Here is a 21,097-nt window from a genome sequence, read left to right as displayed (position 1 = left end):
CACCAATCATAAAACAATGCAATTCACCAATAAAAGGCTACCCAATTATGGGTAGCCTTTATATTCTTGCATTTTTATTTTTCATTTTCTGAAAATATTCATTTATCCCACCTATAGCTTTCAAAAAGCTATTCATCTCTTCATCATCCAACAGATTAATAATATCCTGAATCATATTTTTATGAAACATTTTGTGATGATTATAGACTTTAACCCCTAGATTTGATAAAGAAATCAATACTACCCTTCTATCCTTAGTACTTCTATTTCTATTAACATAACCTTTTTTAACTAAATTATTGATAGCAATCGTTAATGTACCAACAGTTATTTCTAAATCTTTGGCAACAGATGACATATTTCTGCCATTCCCCAATCCTATGGCTTCAATTATATGCATATCTGTAATGGAAATATTACTAAACTCATCTGTTATAAGCGCTTTTTCTTCAATTGTCATTATTTCATTGAACATATTGACTAGTAAATTATTTAAAGTTTCATAAGTATTTTCCATATCTCACCTAACCTTGTACCTTGATATAATCGAAGTATATAATAAATACCAAGTATTGTCAAACCTCTTGTCAAAACAGTTTACCAAAAATTAAATTTTAACTTGTTTTTTACATATAATAATTTTAATGTGTTGTTTTTTACAGAAAAATATTCATCTCATAATTAAAAAAAATTAAATATAAAATTAGTTAGTAAAATATTCCTAAGAAATTTTTATTGATTTTTAAATCTTTTTTACAACCTACTACGTTATTAATAAGGGTGAAAAAAATGCAAACTGACGAAAAGCTGATAAAAAACATAATATCTGGTGATGAAGAAGCATTAAATCTCTTAGTCAAAAAATATTACAATCTAGTATATGGTTTTGTATACAGAAAAATGGGGGACTATCATAAATCGTATGATATAACCCAAGAAATATTTATAAAAGTAATAAAATCAATTAAAAAATATAAACATAAAAAAAATTTCATTAACTGGTTACTAAAGATAGCTGTTAATCATTGTAATGATTATTACAGAAGCAGTAAGAATAAAGAAGATGTTTCAATAGATAATTTTTATGATATTACATCATCCAGTAACCCTTATGAAGAAGTACTTAACAAAACAGATAGTGAAATAATAAGAAAATTGGTTTTATCATTACCTGACTATCAAAGAGATGTAATTATACTTAGATTTTATAATGACCTAAAATTCAAAGAAATAGCTTTCATCACTAAATCCAGTGAATCAACTGCCAAATCAAGATATCGGCAGGGTATTAATAGACTAAAGCTATTGATAAAGGAGGAAGAACACTTTGAGTAACCAATTCAAAGACCCTTTAGATAATATCATAAAGGAATCAATAAATTCACCAATTACTTACCCCAGTGAATTAGAGATAGACAAAACTATTAACACATTAAAACAATATATGCCTAGCGAAGGATGTATAGAAAGTAATAAAAAAAACTTTGACTTATATAAGAAAATCAAAAAAGATTTATCAATGGTTAATGGATTTTACTGGTATTTTAACCTTGCATTATATGTTATAGGATTTATATTAACACTAACCTCTAAAAATCCTTATATCACTATAAGTTTTTATTCACCTATACCATTTATAATTATATTTTTTGAAGATATAAAAGGAAGAGATCCACAAATATTGGAAATGGAACTTGCATGCAAAAACACAGTCCAGACAATTATGTTAACCCGAATAACTATTACAGCCTTTTATAATTTACTTTTAATGTCCATCATATCAGCTATTATTTATTTTATAATACCTACTATTACATTATTCAATTTATTGATTACATGGTTAACTCCTATAATTCTTGTGAACAATATTACTCTTTTTATTATAAAAAGAATAAGAACAAGTTATATATTATCAAGCATAATACTTGTATGGATAGGGGTCATAGTATGGGTTATGAATACACCAAATGTCATTGAATCACTATATACTATTAACTATTCAATCTACATTGGGTTTATATTGATAGGAATTTTATTACTTGTATTTCAATTAAAAGCGTATATCAAAAAGAATTCAGAGAGGAGTATATTATTTGGAACTTAAAATTGAAGGAATAACAAAATTATATAAACATAACACAGCATTAAATAACTTCACCTGTGACTTGAATCCAGGAATATATGGACTAGTCGGTCCTAACGGAGCAGGTAAAACTACTTTACTCAGAATCCTAGCAACAATAATAAAACCTAGTAAAGGAAGAATCCTTATAAACGGCAAAGATATAACACTTAACGAAGATAACTATAGAGAAATAATTGGCTATCTTCCCCAGAAACTTGGTTTTTATAGAGATTATACCGTAACTAAATTCCTTAACTATATCGGATATTTGAAAGATGTAGACAAAAATGAAGCCACAGATAAAATAAATAATCTGTTAAACCTATTGAACCTTGACCAGTATAAAGATAAAAAAATCAAAACACTATCAGAAGGAATCAAACAACGTATAGGTATAGCACAAGCTTTACTTAATAACCCTAAAATACTAATATTTGATGAACCAACATTGAACTTAGACCCAAAAGAGAGAATAAATTTCAAAAATATAATTTCAAGATTATCTTCAGATAAGATTATCATAATATCAACACATATCATTAGTGATATTGAATATTTATCAAAAGAAATAATACTAATACAAAATGGAGAAAAAATAATACAGAATACTCCAGTTGAAATACTGAAAATTATAAAAGATACAGTATGGGAAGCAGATATAAAACCAAATTCCTTATTGGAATTGCAGAAAAACTTTTCTGTCACCGATATAAAAAACAATGGAGAAAATATAAAAGTTCGTATTATATCAGAAAAAAAACCTAATGTGGAATGTCATTTGACTAATCCTACTTTGGATGATTTATATATGTTTTATTTTGGATTGGAGGGGAATTAATTGAGTAAACTCATTAAAAGCGAATTGAGTAAGATTTTTCATAAGAAAATCATATATCTGGCGGCACTAATTTTTCTTATCCTTAACAGCATTAATATATATAATGCTTTTCAGGTATATGATTATGACTTATATACAATCCCTGAAGAAATACAGAAACCAATTTCACAAAAAATATATGATAACAATGTGAAATATATAGAAAGCGGATATAATTACTCTCAATTAGAAGACCAAGAAAAACAAATCATTAATACTAATACTGCTATTACAATGGCAAAAGGGAACCAAGATATATACACAGAACACATTAAACAATTAGAGGAATTAGAAACACTAAAAAATACAAATAAATCTTCGTTTGACTATAGAAATACGAAGCTTCAACATACCTTATTTGGAAAACTACCTAAACCTTATATATTTAATGAAAATGGTTATACTGAAATAATATATTACATTAATCAATATGGATTCGTTTATATCTGTATTCTGATATTATTAGGTATATCTACTATGATTACATCTGAATACAGCACTAACATGGATTCTATAATAAAGAGCAGTAAAAAAGGTAAAAAACAATTTATAACATCCAAAATTATTGCATCAACGATATTTACTTTCATAATAACTTTAGTTTTTAACCTTTTTAACAGTATCCCTTATTTCTTAGCATTGGATAGCTATGGATGGTCTATTCCTATACAGAATATAGGTAATTTCCTAATGTCCCCTTACTTATTGACAATAGGTTCGTATGTACTAGTACAATTTTTAACCCACCTTTTAGGTGCAATAATCTTTTCATTGATTGTACTACTTATATCTTCATTGTGTAGATCAATACTTGCGTCTATATCTATTTCAAGTGCTATATTAGCATTACCATTAGTTATTGAACAGTATACATATATCGATGGAAAAACTCCTGAAATTATTAACTTTTCTCTGACTAATATACTAAAAGCGGAACCTCTATTTAGAAACTATAAAACTTACAATATACTTGGACATCCAATATTATACCCCTATTTAGTGATAGGTATCTATATATTGCTTATTCCAATAATTATATATCTAATTTTTTACTTTTTCAGGAATAAACAAGTATATTAATCAAACAAAATTTAATTAGATTAATAGCTGACAATCACAACCATGAGGGGAGAAACACAATGATAATTAATCCATATAAAAATGGAATAGGAAAAATAAAATCTTACCTTGAAAAACATTTTCCACAAACTTTAGAAAAACACATACTACCAAGAAGTATATATATTTTTGACCGTTTATTTAATCATCAAAGTAAAAAATTAGCAAAAAAATATTTAGCAATGGATGAATATCCAATATTTAAAACAATTGAAGTAGAAACAATAAACAGATGTAATGGAAGCTGCGCATTCTGTCCCATAAATAAACATATTGATCCAAGGCCTTTTAAGATAATGGAAGAATCTCTTCTTTCTTCTATACTTAAGCAATTACAGGAGATTAATTACTCTGGAAGTTTTGGTTTGTATTCCAACAATGAACCTCTTCTGGACAAAAGGATCATAGACCTATTGAAACTCTCTAGAGAAGCTTTACCTAATGCAGAACTATTTTTATTTACTAATGGTTCATTATTAACTGTAGAAAAATTCAAAGAAATAAGAAAATATCTTAATAAGATTATTATCGATAATTATAACGATAAATTAGAAGTTAACGACACTATCGCAAAAGTCAACGAATATAACGAAAAAAATCCTTCTGATTGTAAAGTATATATATATTTAAGAAAAGAGAATGAAATACTCCTTAACCGAGGGGGGCTAGCCAAAAATCGTACCAAGAAGAAATTGAAATTGAAATCAGCGTGTATGTATCCATTTGAACAAGTCATAGTACGTCCTGACGGCAAAATGAGTTTATGCTGTAACGATGCAACTGGAAAAGTGACTATGGGAGACCTAACTAAAGAAAAGCTTGTAGATATATGGAAAGGTGAAAAATATAACAAACTAAGAAAACTAATGCTTACAGATAGAAATATCCATTTCATGTGTAGAAATTGCGATGTCGTAACACCGAAATTTGACTCAGGTTCAACTTTTCGTTTTAAAAACATAATCAAGATGCTATCTAAAAGCAATAGAAAAAACCTAAAAAAATAGCCTGAGTTATTATTTCTACGATAATCTCTAGTCTATAAATAATAATTATGTTTTTTAATAACACAATTAAATAATTATAACATAGTATTAATTATAATTATTTATTAGGTGATTGAATGAAATATACAATAAAAAAGGGTGATACATTAGCTAGAATAAGTTATCGTTTCAAAACTCCATTAAAAAGTATCATATACGCTAACAACATAACTTCTCCAGACACAATTAATGTAGGAGACACAATAATAATACCAGATGAACAAGATAATCCTTTTGCCATAGAAATAATAACTAAAAATAGGATATTAAAATTATTAAGTAACGATAAAGTTCTAAAAGAATATTCTGTGGCAGTTGGTAAACCTTCTACTCCAACTCCAAAAGGCTCTTGGACAATAATTAAAAAGGGATTATGGGGCGAACAATTCGGTGGCTATTTCATGCAACTAAGTGTGCCTTGGGGTATTTATGGAATACATGGCACCAATAAACCTTGGTCCATAGGAACAAGAGCCAGTAACGGCTGTATACGTATGTACTCCAATCAAGCTGCTGAAGTATACTCGATAATCCCTTTAAATACACCTGTATTAATATATTGAATCAAGTTCCAAAAATACGATAAGTTATAATAACAGATGCAATTATACCAGCTAAACTGACCAGAAGAGCACCGGTCAATGTATATCTGGTCTTCTTTATTTTTACTGTCATAAAATAAACAGATAAAGTATAGAAAACCGTCTCCGTGCACCCCATCATAATAGATGTCATCCTACCTATTAAAGAATCAGGACCATGAGTTTTGAACAGATCCAAAATAAGTCCTGTAGTAGCTGACGATGATATAGTCCTCATTAATGCTATTGGTACTAGCTCAGAAGGAAACTTCACTTTACTAGTTATTGGTGTAAGAATATCAGTAAGAAAATCTAAGAAACCTGAAGCTCTTAATATACCAACAGCCACCATGAGCCCAATTAAAGTAGGCATAATCTGCAAAACGATTTTGAAACCTTCTTTAGCTCCAATAATAAATACATCATATACCTTAACGTCCTTTAATAATCCATACCCTATAATAAGGACGAATACAAGTGGAATCATAAAATCAGAAATCATAAGCACAAATTTCATTTTCTCTTCACCTTCATCATTATTTTTGCGAATACAACTCCTACTATAGTTGAAACAATAGTAGCTAATATAGAAGGTCCTATAATTTCTGCAGGATTTTTAGAACCATACTGGGCACGATAAGCTAATATATTAACAGATATAAGCTGTACAGAAGATATATTAATGATTAAGAACGTACACATTGCCGTGCTTGCTGTACTTTTATCTTTATTAAGCTTCTGTAACTCTTCCATTGCTTTCAGACCTGGTGGTGTTGCCCCCCATCCAAGTCCCAGCATATTAGCTATGATATTAGTAGCAATATAGTTTTGTGCAGGATGATTGTCTGGAACTTTTGGAAATAGAAATCTTAGAATAGGTCTCATCTTTTTAGTAAGACCTTTAATCATTCCTGCTTTTTCCGCTATTTTCATTAGTCCAGTCCACATAGCTACTACTCCGACTAACATTATACATAAACTGACTGCTTCTTTTGATGACTCTATCGCAGCATTAGTCACATCACCCATTTTACCGTTAAAAGCACCAAATATAACACCTATCAATATCATAAATGCCCATAGATAATTAAGCATACTCTTTCTCCATATACAATCTTTTAACTATTTATATGCAAGAAAAGTATGCTTTATATCAATATGGATTAATATAAATTAATACCTTAATTTTCCATTTAATTATTCAATTAAATCAACCTAGTGCAAACTTTAATAAACATTTTCACTATTATATACTACAACTTCCTATAAAGATATATAATAAAACCTATCAAAAGAACTATTGAAGTCACTAATAAATTAATCTTAATTGAAAAATCCTGATTGACTAAACTAAACAAATAAAATCTCTTGGTATACTTCCCAAATGTAAACATATCTAGCATATAATAGATAAATGGCACAATATAACCTACTGTCCTTTGTTTTGATACATAGGCTGCAATCATCCCAATAGCACCTAAATAGAAAGCTGTTATAAAACTACCATTAACAATCTCTATGAAATTAAATTCTGCTCCAAATGCTCTTTCTAGCCCAAATACTCCTATCATCAATAAATACATTCCTAAAGCATAAGAAATAATTCTTGACAATACAACTATATGATGAGGAATATTCTTAAGATATGTAAATTCATATATATTATTTTCTTCTTCAAATCCTGGCAAATGAGTAAATAACAATATACCTAAAGGCGTTAGAAGAAACTCTCCAATATCTATTGGTGAAAAATTAAGAGAATGCAGTACATTTATAGAGAATATAATAAGAAAAGCATAAATAACACTAAACACTATAATATTCTTAGGAAGAGTTTTTATATTAAAATAAGATATCCTCATTGTATTTTTAATTTTTTCCACATATGTTACCTCTTTTCTTACTAAATATCCACATTGAAATTACTAATAATATTATTGAAACAACAAGTATAACCAATCTATTGACCATTATATTAGAAGCTACCTGTTCATATTCAGATAAACCTGTTACACTATTGTACCTGATTATATATTTAGTAATATTGTATTGGTTATTACAAAATGACATACTGTAATACCAATAAATAAACTGTATTATTACTGGTACAATACCATTATCAAATATTATCTGTAATAAATACGCTAATGAAGTGACAAGCATTATAGTTGGTAGTATCCATGTAAATGAGTACTTGAAGAAAGCTAAATAATCGATATTATCATATGCTATAGAAAATTTATATGTAGTATACCCAGCCAATATTAAAACCACTATGAATATTAAAATTACATTACCAATATATTTACTTAACAAATATTTAACTGATGATATCTTTTTAGAATAAACAATCTCATAAGTTCTATGTTTTTTATCTCTTACTAATGTAAACCCAGCTATAAAAACAGCAAAGAACCCTACCGCTATACCTATATAATCTGCAAATAACCTAGCATATGACCCTGTGACTTTTTCTGTTTCCAAAATTTGTGTTTGATTTTCCATATACTCATTATTTCTAAGTTCTCTTTCACATAAATTTGTAATAATTTCATTTGTATAAATTGAATTGTTCCCAAGTTCTTTTCTCAATGTCTTAAGAATATTATTATACTCATCTTCATTGATTTCTTTTCTTTCTATCTCTTTTTTAAATGAAGATATCAATTCCATCTTTTTATTATCTAAATCAATGTACCTTATTATTGAAGAATTAGCCAATCCAACATAATAACCCTTTTCTTCATCTCTTAATAATAGGTCATGAAGCATTTTCAATTCTTGTTCATATGTTACATGTATTTCATCCTCATATGATACTATAGAAAATAAGCTTCCCTCCTCTAGTATCTCAATAGGAGATTGATATAATTCTTCTTCTCTTTTAATATCTCCAGAAAATTGAGTAACATAAAAAACAATAACGGATATGCAGAATATGTAGAATGTAATACTTTTCAACTGATATTTCATTTCCTTATTAACCAATTTCAATAACATTAACATCTACCTCCTGCATTAATATCATGTATGAGTCCTCTAGTGTAGGATTAACAGTTTCTGCTCCTTCAGGTTTTGTATCTGATATAATTTTCAGATATGCCATATCTTCATCTAAAACCGTTGAAACTATCACATACCTGTCTTTTATTTCATTTAACTTATCGATACTTACAGGAAGTTTGAATACTTTACCTTTTCCAATCCTAATAAAATCACTGACTTTTCCATTATACTTGATATTTCCCTCTTTTATAACTGTAAGGCTACTACATGTAAGTGCTATATCCTCAACTATATGAGTAGATAAAATAATAACCTTATCTTTACTTAAATCTGATAGGAGATTACGAAATCTTATTCTTTCTTCTGGATCAAGTCCAGCTGTTGGTTCATCAACAATTAATACTTCTGGATTATTAATAAGAGCGATAGCAATGCCAAGCCTCCTTTTCATTCCTCCCGATAATGCTTTTATCTTTAATTTCTTACATGAATCAAGATGAACTTTTCTCAATGAAGATAGGACTTTTGCTTTCGTAGGTTTAATATCTGACAACAAATAAAAATACTCTAATGTCTCATACACTGACATATTAGGATATAGCGAAAATTCTTGTGGTAAATATCCTATTATTTTTCTAACAGCCTTTTTATTATCTACATTAATCCCATTATAAGTAATTTCACCAGAAGTTTTTGTAAGAAGAGTTGTTAGTATTCTCATCAATGTAGTCTTTCCTGCGCCATTAGGTCCAAGAAGCCCATGCATACCATTCTCAAGTTCTAGGTTGATATTATCAAGAACATGTTTCTTACCATATTTTTTATTAAGATTCTTAATACATATTTTCATTTGTAACCCTCCTTCTTATTTCTTTTTCAATAATATTCTCATAGTAAACAGCTGACATAGATAACAGACCTCCAGCTATAATAACAGCATTCAATTCGAACTTTAACAATGTGATAAATATTATCGTTATTATTGATAGACTTCCAAACAACTTCAATTTTATTTTTCTTTCCTTTTCTTTGATTAATTTATAAACTGACAATGCTTTTTCTTTTTGAATTCTTTCATACTCCATCCACCTAATTTTTTTATAAATATTTTTCATATATTTATTCATCTCATCGCTCCTATGACTTAATAATATTTTGCTAATCGATCACTAATCCCATATTTTTCTTCAATTTTTTACGTGCACGAAAAATAATTGCCTTGATTTGTTTATCTGTTTTACCTAATACCGTACCTATTTCTTTGTAATTAAGATTCTCATATACATATAAATATATTGCATACCTTTGTAAGGGTTTAAGGTTGTTTATATTTTCATTTATGAAATTATTCCTCTCTTGTTTCAGCATAATATTTTCTGGCGATACAGTATCAATGATCTCAAATTCCTTATACATCACTTTTTTACTCTTCCTTATATTATCTATAGCTAGGTTTTTAACTATAGAAAAGAAATATGCTTTTAATGATTTGTCAGGATTAATTTTATCTCTATAAACATATAATTTCGCAAAACTATCTTGTACTATATCCTCTACCAAATAATTATCATGAACAATATTCATTGCAAATATTTCAGCTGATACTCTATAAATATGTACAAATTTCTCAAATTCACCAGTATCTCCTTTTATAAGAAGATCAATATTAATCTCCAAGTTGTTTGCCTCCAAAGTATCTTTTATAATAATACTAAACATATTAAAAATTGTTTCTATAACTAATACGAATAACTTAATAAAAAGTTACTTTCTTTTATGGATTTCCTATTAAATAAAAAAAGAATGATATTACTACCATCCTGATTAACAATAATTATAAAAATGTATTATTCCATAGATTAAATATTCCTTTATATTCTCTTATTATTTTTTATAATCTTTTAATTCTACTATTAATATATTACTGAATTTTATCTTCTCCAAAAATCTTCTTTCTTAATTTTCTGCCTGTAGGTGTAGTGGCTATGCCACCTTCTGCTGTTTCTCTAAGATTAACAGGTAACATCTTACCCACTTTACCCATTGCTACTACCACTTCATCAAATGGAATTACACTCTTAATGCCTGCAAGAGTCATCTCTGCTGATATCATTGCATTAGAAGTACCTATAGCATTTCTCTTAGCGCATGGGGCCTCTACAAGCCCTGCTACAGGGTCACAAACTAATCCCATAAGATTTTTAAGTGCTATAGCTGAAGCATTTAGTGCTTGTTCTGGGGTACCACCTAGCATTTCCACTATTGCTGCTGCAGCCATTGCTGAAGCTGAACCTATCTCAGCTTGACATCCGCCTTCTGCACCTGATAGACATGCATTTTTCCCAATAATGATACCTACTGCACTAGACGTCAAGAGACCTTTCACTACGGTATCTTCATCTAAGTTGAATTTCTCCATTACTGCTAATAATACTGCTGGTACAACACCACATGAACCCGCTGTTGGACATGCTACAATTCTTCCCATAGAAACATTTACTTCCATTACACTTAAGGCATAGCTTATAGCTTTTGACATCGTCTTTCCACATATTGATTTATTATTTTCATAGAATTTTTTTAATTTCTTAGCTTCCCCACCAATCATGAAGCCTATTATATTTTTTTCATTTTCATCAAGCCCTTTTTTTATAGAACTTTTCATAATATCAAGGCTATCTTTCATTACATTATATATCTCTTCTTCTGTTAAAGAACTGTTGACACTCTCATTTAAAATAGCAACATCATATATGGCTATATTCTTTTCTCTACAAATTGCTAAGAGCTCTTTTCCATTTTTATAGTTCATTAGCTCACCCTTCCTGTTAATTAGAATTATAATACTAGCTTATCAATTTTAGTTACATCATCTACATAATCCATATTCTTTATATCCTCAATTACACAATTATCAATCTTTTCATCCGATTCAAGTACAAGTCTTGCATAATCCCCTTTTGCATGTCTGTATAATTTCATAAAGGCTATATTTACTCTATTTTTGGCTAAAATAGAAGTTATAGAAGCCATTACTCCAGGTCTATCCAAATGTTTAGTAATTAAAGTAGTATATTCCCCATTAAAATCAACATCAAAATCATTTATTCTTATTATCTTGACTTTACCTCCGCCAACAGATGAACCTATTACTGTCATTTCATGATTATCATCAGATGACATATTAATCTTTACCGTATTAGGATGAACTTCTCCTAAATCTTTTGAATCAAATTTATACTTTATACCTTTTTGTTCTGCTATTTGATAGGCATTCCTTAACCTTTCATCATCTGGAAGAAAACCCATCACTCCTGATAATAGTGCTTTATCAGTACCATGACCTAAATATGTCTTTGCGAAGGAACCATGCAGAGTAAATCTTACATGATTAACATTCTTACCAAAAATTTCTCTTGCTATATACCCTATTTTGGCTGCTCCAGCAGTATGTGAACTGGATGGTCCAATCATTACAGGTCCAATAATATCAAAAATGCTATATTCCATAATACTTTCTCCTTCAATAGATTATTAATAATCATTACTCCTTTTACTATACATTTTTTATCTTTATATTTCAACATTACAAACCTTATTGTTTGCTTTATACTAGATAATTAATACTTACTTTTAATATTCGCCAAAAAAAGATTATTTTTACAAGATTATCCATTTTATTGACACTTATTGCTATTTGTGTTATTCTTATATAGGATAAACATAACGGTTTGAGGGGGAAATATTATGAAATCTACAGGAATAGTTAGAAAACTTGATGAATTAGGTAGAATAACTTTACCAATTGAAATACGCAGAAATTTCGATATCAAAGAAAAAGATGCTCTTGAAATTTATGTCGACAATGAACAAATTATTCTAAAGAAATATCAACCAGCAGATATTTTTACAGGTAATATGGATGATTTAATCGATTACTATGGTAAAAAAGTATCCAAGCAATCTATTGTGGAAATGGCAAAAATTGCTGGACTTAATGTAGACTAAAAAAATAACTAGATAAAACGTTAACTAACCCTCTTAATAAAGAGGGTTTTGTTATATATACATCTTTTATTATTCCACTATCTAAAAACTCTATCAATAATTAACTCAACTTTTCACCTTTAATTTTATATATGTTTATAATCAACTTACCCAAATAAAATATAAAGTGTGAAAAAAAATATTAATTTCCATCTTTTAATCTAATTAAATAATTATAAATATCCCTTTTAGAAGTACCTCTATCTTTGGCAACTTTTTTCATTGCACTTTTTTTGTCTAGACCTTCTTTAATGTATTTATCAAAATGATCTTTTATAGATATATTTTCCCATTTCTCTATTTCTTCGTTTCTCAATTCATCTAATGGTTTACCTTCAATAATTAAAACATATTCACCTCTTGGAAGTTCATCATTATATTTATCTATTGCTTCTTCAAGTGTTGTAGGATTGATTTCTTCAAACTTTTTAGTTAATTCTCTAGTAATCGCTAGATTTCTATTACCCAATATATCTAATAGTTGTTTAAGGGTTTGTTTTAATCTATGAGGTGCTTCATATAATATAATAGTTCTATGCTCAACTGCTAGTTTTTGCATGATACTATTTCTTTGTTTTTTATCAAATGGAAGAAATCCTTCAAAGACAAATCTTCTTGTTGAAATACCTGATAGTATTAGAGCCGTTATTAATGCTACTGCACCAGGTGCAGATGTGACCTCTATATTATTTTCTAAACACAACTTGACTAAATCTTCTCCTGGGTCGGATATACCTGGAGTTCCTGCATCGGTCACTAAAGCTATATTAATTCCGTCTTCTAATTTTTTCACAAGATAAGGACCCTTTTCCATTTTATTGTGTTCATGATAACTGGTTAAGGGTGTATCTATATCAAAGTGATTCAATAACTTCTTAGTGTGTCTAGTATCTTCTGCTGCAATTACATCGACCTCATTCAATAATCTTACTGCCCTATAAGTAATATCTTCTAGATTACCTATAGGTGTCGCTACTAGATATAATTTTCCTGACATATTTTATCCCCATCTCTTTATCTATTGTATCCGTATATTTCATATATCTCATCAGTATACTCACCTACTGATTTATAAACTATTAACGGAGGTTCTACTTTTAACAATGGTTTCCCATGTCTAACTGATTCTATTAATATCATATTAGGTTCTTTGTTGATATAAGGATGAACAAATCTTAATCTCTTGGGTTCCAATTTATATTTTTTAAGTGTTACTATAATCTCTGGTAATCTACTTGGTCTATGCACCATATAAAATCTTCCTCCTACTTTTAGAAGGGACGCTGCATTTTTAATAACATCCTCCAAAGTACATAATATTTCATGTCTTGCTATAGATTTTGGCTGTAAATTATTTTTTATACCATTATTATTATTCATATAAGGAGGATTAGAAGTTATAACATCAAAACTAGATAAAGGAAACAGCTTCACTGCTTCCTTTATATCTCCTTGTATTATGGAAATTTTATCTTCTAAACAGTTAAGTTCAACACTTCTCACAGCCATTTCAACACTTTCTTCTTGAATTTCTAATCCAGTAAAATGACTGCCTTTTGTCTTAGCTTCCAACAGAATAGGAATAATTCCTGTTCCTGTTCCTAAATCTAATACATTTTCTTTATCTTTTACACCAGAAAATCCAGTCAATAATACTGCATCTATACCAAAACAAAATTTCTGTGTATTCTGTATTATCTTATATCCTTTTCTATGGAGATCATCTATTCTTTCATCGTTTTTTAATTCCATTTAATCTACTCTCTTTTCATTTTACCTTCTTTGCGTTCTAGATTCTGTAATTCCTTTAATTCTTTCTTTTCTTCTTCCGATATCTCTGTATCTGCATCTTTACGTTTTTTGTTTACTCTAAATTTCAATTCCTTAGCTTTATACTGTAATATTTCTGGATCTCCATCTTCTTTTCTGACAACTAATCTAACAAGTTGTCTAAGAACATTTACACTAAGTACCTCACCTTTTTCTCCTTCTGGTGTAATTGCCTTATCACCTACATTAGGTAAATGTTTATTTAGGTACTCATATGTTGATTCCTCATATTTAAGGCAACACATCAATCTTCCACATACTCCTGATATTTTAGTTGGATTTAATGAAAGATTCTGTTCTTTAGCCATTTTTATAGATACAGGTTGGAATTCACATAAATGTGTATGACAACAAAGAGGTCTTCCACATATACCTATACTTCCTATCATTTTAGTCTCATCTCTAACACCTATTTGTCTTAATTCTATCCTAGTTTTGAATATAGCTGCCAAATCTTTAACTAATTCTCTAAAATCTATCCTACCATCTGCAGTAAAATAGAATAAAACTTTATTATTATCAAAAGTATACTCTACATCAATTAGTTTCATAACCAATCCATGCTTAGCTATTTTTTTTACACAAATATCAAAAGCATCTTTTTCTTTCAGACGATTTTTTTCTTCTTTTTTATCATCTTCTGGAGTTGTTATTCTTATAACACTTTTTAGGGGTTGTATTATTTCATCGTCTGTTACTTCTTTTATTCCAACTACGACATTTCCATATTCTATGCCCCTAACAGTTTCTACAATAACATTTTGTCCTTGTTTTATATCTAAATTATTCGGATCAAAATAATATATTTTTCCTGCCTTACGAAATCTTACACCGATCACTTTTATCATATTTTAATTCTCCTTTGTCTGTAATATCATCATCTCTATTACTAATTTATAATTTGCATTTTGTTTTAATAAATTTTTAGCTTTGTTAATATTCTCAATCATTACACTAATTTTATTATACGATAAAACCTGCGACTGTTTCAATAAAGTTCTATATTTATCTCTATTTATTATATAAGACTCATCATTTATTTTTTTTATTATCAATAAATCTCTTAACCAAGTCATAAATAAATCTAAAAAATCTTGTATAGTATCTTTATAATCATCAAATTTATTACTAATCTCTAATATTTCATAGTCGTCACCTTTTATAATACACTCTACAATATCAATCATGCTTTCTCTCATATCTAAAAACTCACAAGAAGATGCAAGTTCTTTTGCTTTACCTATGATCCCTTGTGCAAATGAAGTTATTAACTCTGCTTTATCGTCAGATACATTTAATGTTTTCATAACATAATCGTTAACTTTATCTGGCTTGATTGGTCTCAATTTCAAAACCACACATCTGGATATTATAGTTATTAAAAATTTATTAATATTATTTGATAGTAATAGTATCACTACATATGCTGGAGGTTCTTCAATTGTTTTTAACAAAGCATTTTGTGCTTGTTCAGTCATTGTATCAGCATTATCTACAATATAAATTTTATATGGATAGGCATAAGGCTTAATATTTATATCTTGATTAATCTGCTCCCTAATATCATCAACACCGATACCTGTTTTTTTTGTCTGCTCAACATAAATCACATCCGGATTATTTAATGAATCAAATGTTTTACAAGATGTACAATTATCACATGGAGTAACCGACCTTTTTTCACATTGAAGTGTTTTTGCAAAAGTATTGGCTATTAATTTTTTTCCTATCCCTTTCTCACCATCTATTATATAAGCATGGGAGACCTTACTATTTTTAATAGCACTTTGTAGGTGATTTATTATTTCTTCATGTCCAATTATTTCATCAAATGTATACATTTATATTCCCTTCCTAATTATAACTTATATTAATCATATATATATTTATTATTATACACCGTAATAGGATAAAATTTATAGTCTTTTTTCATTTAAATTAACCTTCTTCTCTATCATTATAATATAATATTATTAACATAAACATATATTTTTAATAAAGTTATCCACAGTATTATTGATTATATGCACTTTTTTCTTTAATTTTTAATTAATCTATTCCTATTTTCTAGATTATTTTATCTAAATAAACAGAAATTAAAAAGGCTATCTACTAAAACATTTATTTATATATAAATGTATTATAGACAACCCCATCATACTTCAATAAATAATCATCATGTCATTATATCTAATAAAAGACCTCTTATTTCATCAACATGCCCCAATATATTAATATTATTTTTTTCCTCTTTTATAAGTTCCTTAGCTAAATCATCTAAGTTTTTATCAACTAATTTTACTATGCCATATACTCTATGTCTTCCACGTCTATCTAAAAAGTTTTCTCTTGAAAATTTATGGGAATGGGTTACTACTTCATTAACAAAGTCTTTGATTAATTCTCTATATTTCTTCATATCTTTTACATCCATGTGCTTAGCTATTTTTTCGCCTTGTTTAGATATGTCATCAATCATAGTATTAAGTTTTTCTTTTAATGATGCTTCATCTATCTTGCTAAGTAAAGTGAACTTAAATTCTTTACCTGTTTTATTATCTACTTTATTAATGGTTTCGTTTATATCTGGCATTTTTATTGTATTAACTTTCAAATCCATAGTAAATCCCCCAACGTAGTTATTTATTGTATATTAGATTATCCATTTCATCCACTTATATCTTTATATATTGGTCTACATCTATGACGAATACTGTAGCTCCTCCAACTGTTACTTCAATAGGGTATGGCAAGTAACCATCAGGCATTCCTGCTACTGGTGGATTGAGTAATGACATTTGTTTATTAGTTTTACATTCTTTTTTTATTATTTCTATAACTTCATCGACTTTATCTTTTGGAACTCCTATAAATATAGTTGTATTACCAGTTTTCAAAAAACCACCTGTACTAGCTAATTTAGTAGCCATAAAACCAGATTTATTCAGTCTTTCCGTTAATTTATATGAGTCTTCATCATGAATTACTGCTATGATTAATTTCATAATATCACTCCTAAAAATTATTTTTTATATATTTTATATAAATGTAATTTAATTTGAATTATTAATCTAATATATTATATGTTTAATATCGGATAAATATAGATTTTAGTTTAGAAAATTAATCTAGTATCTATTAATTAATGAAATTCTACAATAATACGAATTCTTTAAATTATTATATATTTCCTATTTACTATTATTATACCTATTTTCTATAATCTGTTCAATAGTATTTATTACTTCGTTATGAATTTCTTCTACTGATAAAGATGCATCTATTTTTTTTATCCTATCTGGATGACGTTCTGCTAATTCTCTATAACCTTCACATACTCTTTTATGAAAATCGAATTCCTGTAATTCCAATCTATCCAACTCTCTTTGGTCTTTTTTTCGATTCAATCCTTCTTCTGCATCAATATCAAGTAAAATAGTTACCTCAGGTTCTAAACCCAATGTAGCATATTTATTGATGTTTTCAATATTATCTATGCCTAATCCTCTGGAATATCCTTGATAAACTACTGATGAATCAACAAATCTGTCACATATAACAATTTTCCCTTGTTCCAATAGAGGTTTAATATGTTGTTCTACGTGTTGTGCTCTTGAAGCCGCATACAAAAGAGCTTCTGTGGTATGTGACATTTCCATATAATCTTTATTGAGGATTATATCCCTTATAGCTTCACTTATGATTGTTCCCCCAGGTTCTCTAGTAAAGACAAAATCATAATTATTACTTTCTAGATACTTCTTCAATTTTTCAATTTGAGTAGATTTACCTGAGCCATCTGCTCCTTCTATGGTAATAAATAGTCCTTTCATTTCACACCTCGTCAATTATATTAATAGTTTTATTTTTTTTATCATCTAAACCCATTATTTCTATACCTATATCCGTATATTCATTAATAAGATTGATATTTTCTGTAGTTATAACTTCTCCTGGAATAATTAGAGGTATTCCTGGTGGAAAAGGTATAACAAAATCCCCTGATATCCTGCCGGCTGCATTTTCTAATTGTATTTTGTATTTATTTTTAGTAGATGCTTCCTTTGGATTATAACAAGTTTGGGTATTATATATTATATCATATTTATTGTTTATTATATGATTTTTTCTTAGTTTACTATCTATTTCTACCAAAGCCTTAACTAACTTACGAAATCCAGATTTACCATCACATATTGATGTCATAGCAATAATATGATTAATACCACTTAACTCCACCTGTATATTATATTTATTCCTAAGAATTTCATCTAGTCGGGTTCCTGTTATATCAGTTTCAGTACAATCTATAACTATCTTGGAACAATCCATATCAAAAATATATTTATTACCGATAACTTCCTGATCTATAAGTTCTAAATTAGTCAGCTGTGTTTTTAGCTTATATCTACAATCTTTCAAGTTGTGTACATATCTTGCAAATAATTTGCTTCCTTTTGTATCTATCATATCTCTACAATCATCCAAACTAGTCATTAATATATAGGACGGACTACTTGTTTGAAATATTGATAAAGCATTTTGTAATTTTCTACTGTCTATTTTATCACTTTTTATGTGTAACATAGCGCTCTGTGTTAAAGAAGGTAATGTTTTATGAGCACTTTGAATAACTATATCTACCCCAAGCTCTAAAGAAGTTTTTGGAAAATAATCATTAAATTTAAAATGTGAACCATGAGCCTCATCGACCATTAATATCTTATTATACTTATGGACTATATCGGATATTTTCCTTATATCTGATATAAACCCTTCATAAGTAGGACTTGTTATCACGACTAATTTTATCATAGAATTCTCTTTTATCTTTTGTTCAAGATCATCAGGACTAATTCCCCCTATTAAACCGTTTTTATTAAGTATTTGAGGATATATATATATAGGCTCCAAATTATTGATTAAAATAGCGTTATAAACGGATTTATGGCTATTCCTTGCTATTAATATCTGATCCTTTTCTTCACATATGGATGATATAGCAGAAATAATTCCTCCTGTGCTTCCATTAACTAAAAAATAAGTTTTGTCAGCACCAAACGTTTTAGCTGCTTTTTCTTGTGCTTTTTCTATAATCCCACAAGGATTATGTAGATTATCAGTTCCTTTCACTTCAGTCACATCTATTTTAGCCATATTTCTGAATTTTATTTTTTTCCCTAATTTATGTCCTGGCATGTGAAATGGATATATATTATTTCTATATTTTAATAATTGATTATAAAGTGTATTTTTCATAATTTAGAATTACTCCTATCTAAATCTATAAATAATTTATTAATCATAATATTGGTAAGCCAAAATTTGACCTAATCTATTATTAACACAATCTCCTCTATCTGGAATAGATTTATTCATAACTTTTTATTTTCGCACCTTGTCTGTTAATAATTATTTATTTATTAGTATATGTATATATTATTCTACAATCTCATTATACTAAAAAATCGCCTATAAAAATAGACGATTTCTTTTTTTAGTGAGCCACCCGGGACTCGAACCCGGGACACCTGGATTAAAAGTCCAGTGCTCTAGCCGACTGAGCTAGTGGCCCATAGTATAAATATTAAATTGTTTTGTGGTGCCCAGAGGCGGAATCGAACCACCGACACGAGGATTTTCAGTCCTCTGCTCTACCGACTGAGCTATCTGGGCATATTGGTTGCGGAGAAAGGATTTGAACCTCTGACCTTCGGGTTATGAGCCCGACGAGCTACCAGACTGCTCCACTCCGCGTTATTATTAATTGCAATATTAATAATTCAGTGGAGGGAGAAGGATTCGAACCTTCGAAGGCGGAGCCAACAGATTTACAGTCTGCCCCCTTTGGCCACTCGGGAACCCCTCCATTGCAAGCCGACGATCGGACTTGAACCGATAACCTGCTGATTACAAGTCAGCTGCTCTGCCAATTGAGCCACGTCGGCGCATATTTATCTTTATCCACTTTATATATTTTGCCTTATACTTACAAAAATTATTCTCTTATAAGTGTACATTATGTAAATTACTAATGGATTAATTATCTTATGCACGTTACCGTGCTATATAAAATTCCTAACTTATAGTAAAGGAATTTGATTTAGTGGGCGCAACAGGGCTCGAACCTGTGACCCCCTGCTTGTAAGGCAGGTGCTCTCCCAGCTGAGCTATGCGCCCTGGGAATAATATACAAATCAATTAGTTTTACAATAAACGACCTAGAAGGGACTCGAACCCTCGACCTCCGGCGTGACAGGCCGGCGTTCTAAACCAACTGAACCACTAGGCCATATTGTGAACACTCAAAACAACACATTGATTATTTTAACTAATCAGACTATCAATCAACCTAAGCAAATAACTACTACATAACTTATACATCTTAACTCTTAGCTTGACTTCTTATATATTCAAACCCTCAGGTTCAAACATATTTCCTTGGTCAAGCCCTCGACCTATTAGT

25 protein-coding genes and 7 tRNA genes are annotated in these 21,097 nt (G+C 28.9%); 7 read left to right on the top strand and 25 right to left on the bottom strand.

Annotation, left to right across the window (positions count from 1 at the left end):
* Positions 1-58: 58 nt before the first annotated feature.
* On the bottom strand, positions 59-517 hold the full coding sequence (locus QMG30_RS23990; protein WP_281819711.1) for a MarR family winged helix-turn-helix transcriptional regulator: 459 nt from the start codon (positions 515-517) through the stop codon (positions 59-61).
* Between the two features lie 272 nt (positions 518-789).
* Here QMG30_RS23990 and QMG30_RS23985 point away from each other — a divergent pair, with 272 nt between their 5' ends.
* The 6 genes from QMG30_RS23985 to QMG30_RS23960 all read left to right on the top strand — a co-directional run bounded on the left by QMG30_RS23985 (position 790) and on the right by QMG30_RS23960 (position 5,730).
* On the top strand, positions 790-1,335 hold the full coding sequence (locus QMG30_RS23985) for an RNA polymerase sigma factor (RefSeq protein WP_281819709.1): 546 nt from the start codon (positions 790-792) through the stop codon (positions 1,333-1,335).
* A complete protein-coding gene (locus QMG30_RS23980) occupies positions 1,328-2,104 on the top strand; it encodes a hypothetical protein (RefSeq protein ID WP_281819708.1) in 777 nt (258 codons plus the stop codon). Before QMG30_RS23985 ends, QMG30_RS23980 begins: the two co-directional genes overlap by 8 nt.
* A complete protein-coding gene (locus QMG30_RS23975) occupies positions 2,094-2,963 on the top strand; it encodes an ATP-binding cassette domain-containing protein (protein ID WP_281819707.1) in 870 nt (289 codons plus the stop codon). Before QMG30_RS23980 ends, QMG30_RS23975 begins: the two co-directional genes overlap by 11 nt.
* On the top strand, positions 2,964-4,082 hold the full coding sequence (locus QMG30_RS23970) for a hypothetical protein (protein WP_281819706.1): 1,119 nt from the start codon (positions 2,964-2,966) through the stop codon (positions 4,080-4,082). It begins immediately after the preceding gene.
* 59 nt (positions 4,083-4,141) lie between these two features.
* The gene (locus QMG30_RS23965; RefSeq protein ID WP_281819705.1) at positions 4,142-5,128 is read left to right on the top strand and encodes a radical SAM/SPASM domain-containing protein; all 987 of its coding nucleotides are present in this window, start codon (positions 4,142-4,144) and stop codon (positions 5,126-5,128) included.
* Positions 5,129-5,244: 116 nt separating this feature from the next.
* Positions 5,245-5,730 carry a L,D-transpeptidase family protein gene (locus QMG30_RS23960; protein WP_281819704.1) on the top strand — a complete coding sequence of 162 codons (486 nt, stop codon included), beginning with the start codon at positions 5,245-5,247 and terminating at the stop codon, positions 5,728-5,730.
* A 1-nt stretch (position 5,731) separates the two neighbouring features.
* Here the strand turns inward: QMG30_RS23960 and QMG30_RS23955 are convergent, their stop codons facing one another.
* From QMG30_RS23955 to sdaAB, 9 genes are all read right to left on the bottom strand, one after another.
* Complete coding sequence (locus tag QMG30_RS23955) at positions 5,732-6,265, bottom strand: spore maturation protein (protein ID WP_281819702.1); 534 nt, start codon at positions 6,263-6,265, stop codon at positions 5,732-5,734.
* The gene (locus QMG30_RS23950; protein ID WP_281819700.1) at positions 6,262-6,843 is read right to left on the bottom strand and encodes a nucleoside recognition domain-containing protein; all 582 of its coding nucleotides are present in this window, start codon (positions 6,841-6,843) and stop codon (positions 6,262-6,264) included. The genes QMG30_RS23955 and QMG30_RS23950 overlap by 4 nt, the downstream gene beginning before the upstream one ends.
* Positions 6,844-7,001: 158 nt before the next feature.
* Positions 7,002-7,631, bottom strand: a complete 630-nt coding sequence (locus tag QMG30_RS23945; RefSeq protein WP_281819698.1) for a hypothetical protein — start codon at positions 7,629-7,631, stop codon at positions 7,002-7,004.
* On the bottom strand, positions 7,618-8,748 hold the full coding sequence (locus tag QMG30_RS23940) for an ABC transporter permease (RefSeq protein WP_281819697.1): 1,131 nt from the start codon (positions 8,746-8,748) through the stop codon (positions 7,618-7,620). The genes QMG30_RS23945 and QMG30_RS23940 overlap by 14 nt, the downstream gene beginning before the upstream one ends.
* Positions 8,729-9,604: an ABC transporter ATP-binding protein gene (locus tag QMG30_RS23935; protein WP_281819695.1), complete on the bottom strand. Its 876-nt coding sequence runs from the start codon at positions 9,602-9,604 to the stop codon at positions 8,729-8,731. Before QMG30_RS23935 ends, QMG30_RS23940 begins: the two co-directional genes overlap by 20 nt.
* Positions 9,588-9,839, bottom strand: coding sequence for a hypothetical protein (locus QMG30_RS23930; RefSeq protein ID WP_281819694.1), 252 nt, complete (start codon positions 9,837-9,839; stop codon positions 9,588-9,590). The genes QMG30_RS23935 and QMG30_RS23930 overlap by 17 nt, the downstream gene beginning before the upstream one ends.
* A gap of 73 nt (positions 9,840-9,912) precedes the next feature.
* Positions 9,913-10,431 carry an RNA polymerase sigma factor gene (locus QMG30_RS23925; protein ID WP_281819693.1) on the bottom strand — a complete coding sequence of 173 codons (519 nt, stop codon included), beginning with the start codon at positions 10,429-10,431 and terminating at the stop codon, positions 9,913-9,915.
* A gap of 244 nt (positions 10,432-10,675) precedes the next feature.
* Positions 10,676-11,566, bottom strand: coding sequence for an L-serine ammonia-lyase, iron-sulfur-dependent, subunit alpha (gene sdaAA, locus QMG30_RS23920; protein ID WP_281819692.1), 891 nt, complete (start codon positions 11,564-11,566; stop codon positions 10,676-10,678).
* Positions 11,567-11,592: 26 nt separating this feature from the next.
* Entirely contained in the window at positions 11,593-12,264 is a 672-nt protein-coding gene (gene sdaAB, locus QMG30_RS23915; RefSeq protein WP_281819690.1) for an L-serine ammonia-lyase, iron-sulfur-dependent subunit beta, read from the bottom strand.
* 237 nt (positions 12,265-12,501) lie between these two features.
* Here sdaAB and QMG30_RS23910 point away from each other — a divergent pair, with 237 nt between their 5' ends.
* Positions 12,502-12,762, top strand: coding sequence for an AbrB/MazE/SpoVT family DNA-binding domain-containing protein (locus QMG30_RS23910; RefSeq protein ID WP_281819688.1), 261 nt, complete (start codon positions 12,502-12,504; stop codon positions 12,760-12,762).
* A 181-nt stretch (positions 12,763-12,943) separates the two neighbouring features.
* On the opposite strand, the gene rsmI is transcribed toward QMG30_RS23910, so the two are convergent.
* From rsmI to QMG30_RS23835, 15 genes are all read right to left on the bottom strand, one after another.
* Positions 12,944-13,798 (bottom strand): 16S rRNA (cytidine(1402)-2'-O)-methyltransferase, encoded by an 855-nt coding sequence (gene rsmI, locus QMG30_RS23905; RefSeq protein WP_281819685.1) that lies wholly within the window; start codon positions 13,796-13,798, stop codon positions 12,944-12,946.
* Positions 13,799-13,815: 17 nt separating this feature from the next.
* Positions 13,816-14,553: a tRNA1(Val) (adenine(37)-N6)-methyltransferase gene (locus QMG30_RS23900; RefSeq protein WP_281819684.1), complete on the bottom strand. Its 738-nt coding sequence runs from the start codon at positions 14,551-14,553 to the stop codon at positions 13,816-13,818.
* Between the two features lie 5 nt (positions 14,554-14,558).
* Positions 14,559-15,479 carry a PSP1 domain-containing protein gene (locus tag QMG30_RS23895; protein WP_281819683.1) on the bottom strand — a complete coding sequence of 307 codons (921 nt, stop codon included), beginning with the start codon at positions 15,477-15,479 and terminating at the stop codon, positions 14,559-14,561.
* Positions 15,480-15,482: 3 nt separating this feature from the next.
* Complete coding sequence (locus QMG30_RS23890) at positions 15,483-16,472, bottom strand: DNA polymerase III subunit (protein WP_281819682.1); 990 nt, start codon at positions 16,470-16,472, stop codon at positions 15,483-15,485.
* Positions 16,473-16,807: 335 nt separating this feature from the next.
* Positions 16,808-17,251 (bottom strand): YaaR family protein, encoded by a 444-nt coding sequence (locus QMG30_RS23885; protein ID WP_281819681.1) that lies wholly within the window; start codon positions 17,249-17,251, stop codon positions 16,808-16,810.
* Positions 17,252-17,306: 55 nt separating this feature from the next.
* Positions 17,307-17,636, bottom strand: a complete 330-nt coding sequence (locus QMG30_RS23880) for a cyclic-di-AMP receptor (RefSeq protein WP_281819679.1) — start codon at positions 17,634-17,636, stop codon at positions 17,307-17,309.
* A gap of 186 nt (positions 17,637-17,822) precedes the next feature.
* On the bottom strand, positions 17,823-18,464 hold the full coding sequence (gene tmk / locus QMG30_RS23875; protein WP_281819677.1) for a dTMP kinase: 642 nt from the start codon (positions 18,462-18,464) through the stop codon (positions 17,823-17,825).
* Between the two features lies 1 nt (position 18,465).
* Positions 18,466-19,890 carry an aminotransferase class I/II-fold pyridoxal phosphate-dependent enzyme gene (locus QMG30_RS23870; RefSeq protein WP_281819676.1) on the bottom strand — a complete coding sequence of 475 codons (1,425 nt, stop codon included), beginning with the start codon at positions 19,888-19,890 and terminating at the stop codon, positions 18,466-18,468.
* Positions 19,891-20,132: 242 nt separating this feature from the next.
* Positions 20,133-20,206 (bottom strand) — tRNA-Lys (locus QMG30_RS23865).
* Between the two features lie 25 nt (positions 20,207-20,231).
* Positions 20,232-20,307 (bottom strand) — tRNA-Phe (locus QMG30_RS23860).
* 4 nt (positions 20,308-20,311) lie between these two features.
* Positions 20,312-20,388, bottom strand: a tRNA-Met gene (locus tag QMG30_RS23855).
* A 30-nt stretch (positions 20,389-20,418) separates the two neighbouring features.
* A tRNA-Tyr gene (locus QMG30_RS23850) sits at positions 20,419-20,500 on the bottom strand.
* A gap of 6 nt (positions 20,501-20,506) precedes the next feature.
* Positions 20,507-20,579, bottom strand: a tRNA-Thr gene (locus QMG30_RS23845).
* Between the two features lie 159 nt (positions 20,580-20,738).
* Positions 20,739-20,811, bottom strand: a tRNA-Val gene (locus QMG30_RS23840).
* A 37-nt stretch (positions 20,812-20,848) separates the two neighbouring features.
* Positions 20,849-20,923 (bottom strand) — tRNA-Asp (locus QMG30_RS23835).
* Positions 20,924-21,097: the final 174 nt, after the last annotated feature.

Origin of the sequence: Vallitalea longa (assembly GCF_027923465.1) — a bacterium.
Classification (GTDB): Bacteria; Bacillota; Clostridia; order Lachnospirales; family Vallitaleaceae; genus Vallitalea; species Vallitalea longa.
Note: the sequence above shows the minus strand (reverse complement) of the source record. Positions and strands in the feature narration are given on the sequence as shown.

Bases quoted from the DNA above. Each gene is read 5' to 3' on its own strand.
- QMG30_RS23990 (WP_281819711.1), bottom strand. From the start codon at position 517: ATGGAAAATACTTATGAAACTTTAAATAATTTACTAGTCAATATGTTC.
- QMG30_RS23985 (WP_281819709.1), top strand. From the start codon at position 790: ATGCAAACTGACGAAAAGCTGATAAAAAACATAATATCTGGTGATGAA.
- QMG30_RS23965 (WP_281819705.1), top strand. From the start codon at position 4,142: ATGATAATTAATCCATATAAAAATGGAATAGGAAAAATAAAATCTTAC.
- QMG30_RS23960 (WP_281819704.1), top strand. From the start codon at position 5,245: ATGAAATATACAATAAAAAAGGGTGATACATTAGCTAGAATAAGTTAT.
- QMG30_RS23955 (WP_281819702.1), bottom strand. From the start codon at position 6,265: ATGAAATTTGTGCTTATGATTTCTGATTTTATGATTCCACTTGTATTC.
- QMG30_RS23950 (WP_281819700.1), bottom strand. From the start codon at position 6,843: ATGCTTAATTATCTATGGGCATTTATGATATTGATAGGTGTTATATTT.
- QMG30_RS23940 (WP_281819697.1), bottom strand. From the start codon at position 8,748: ATGTTATTGAAATTGGTTAATAAGGAAATGAAATATCAGTTGAAAAGT.
- QMG30_RS23935 (WP_281819695.1), bottom strand. From the start codon at position 9,604: ATGAAAATATGTATTAAGAATCTTAATAAAAAATATGGTAAGAAACAT.
- QMG30_RS23930 (WP_281819694.1), bottom strand. From the start codon at position 9,839: ATGGAGTATGAAAGAATTCAAAAAGAAAAAGCATTGTCAGTTTATAAA.
- sdaAA (WP_281819692.1), bottom strand. From the start codon at position 11,566: ATGAACTATAAAAATGGAAAAGAGCTCTTAGCAATTTGTAGAGAAAAG.
- sdaAB (WP_281819690.1), bottom strand. From the start codon at position 12,264: ATGGAATATAGCATTTTTGATATTATTGGACCTGTAATGATTGGACCA.
- QMG30_RS23910 (WP_281819688.1), top strand. From the start codon at position 12,502: ATGAAATCTACAGGAATAGTTAGAAAACTTGATGAATTAGGTAGAATA.
- rsmI (WP_281819685.1), bottom strand. From the start codon at position 13,798: ATGTCAGGAAAATTATATCTAGTAGCGACACCTATAGGTAATCTAGAA.
- QMG30_RS23900 (WP_281819684.1), bottom strand. From the start codon at position 14,553: ATGGAATTAAAAAACGATGAAAGAATAGATGATCTCCATAGAAAAGGA.
- QMG30_RS23895 (WP_281819683.1), bottom strand. From the start codon at position 15,479: ATGATAAAAGTGATCGGTGTAAGATTTCGTAAGGCAGGAAAAATATAT.
- QMG30_RS23890 (WP_281819682.1), bottom strand. From the start codon at position 16,472: ATGTATACATTTGATGAAATAATTGGACATGAAGAAATAATAAATCAC.
- QMG30_RS23885 (WP_281819681.1), bottom strand. From the start codon at position 17,251: ATGGATTTGAAAGTTAATACAATAAAAATGCCAGATATAAACGAAACC.
- QMG30_RS23880 (WP_281819679.1), bottom strand. From the start codon at position 17,636: ATGAAATTAATCATAGCAGTAATTCATGATGAAGACTCATATAAATTA.
- tmk (WP_281819677.1), bottom strand. From the start codon at position 18,464: ATGAAAGGACTATTTATTACCATAGAAGGAGCAGATGGCTCAGGTAAA.
- QMG30_RS23870 (WP_281819676.1), bottom strand. From the start codon at position 19,890: ATGAAAAATACACTTTATAATCAATTATTAAAATATAGAAATAATATA.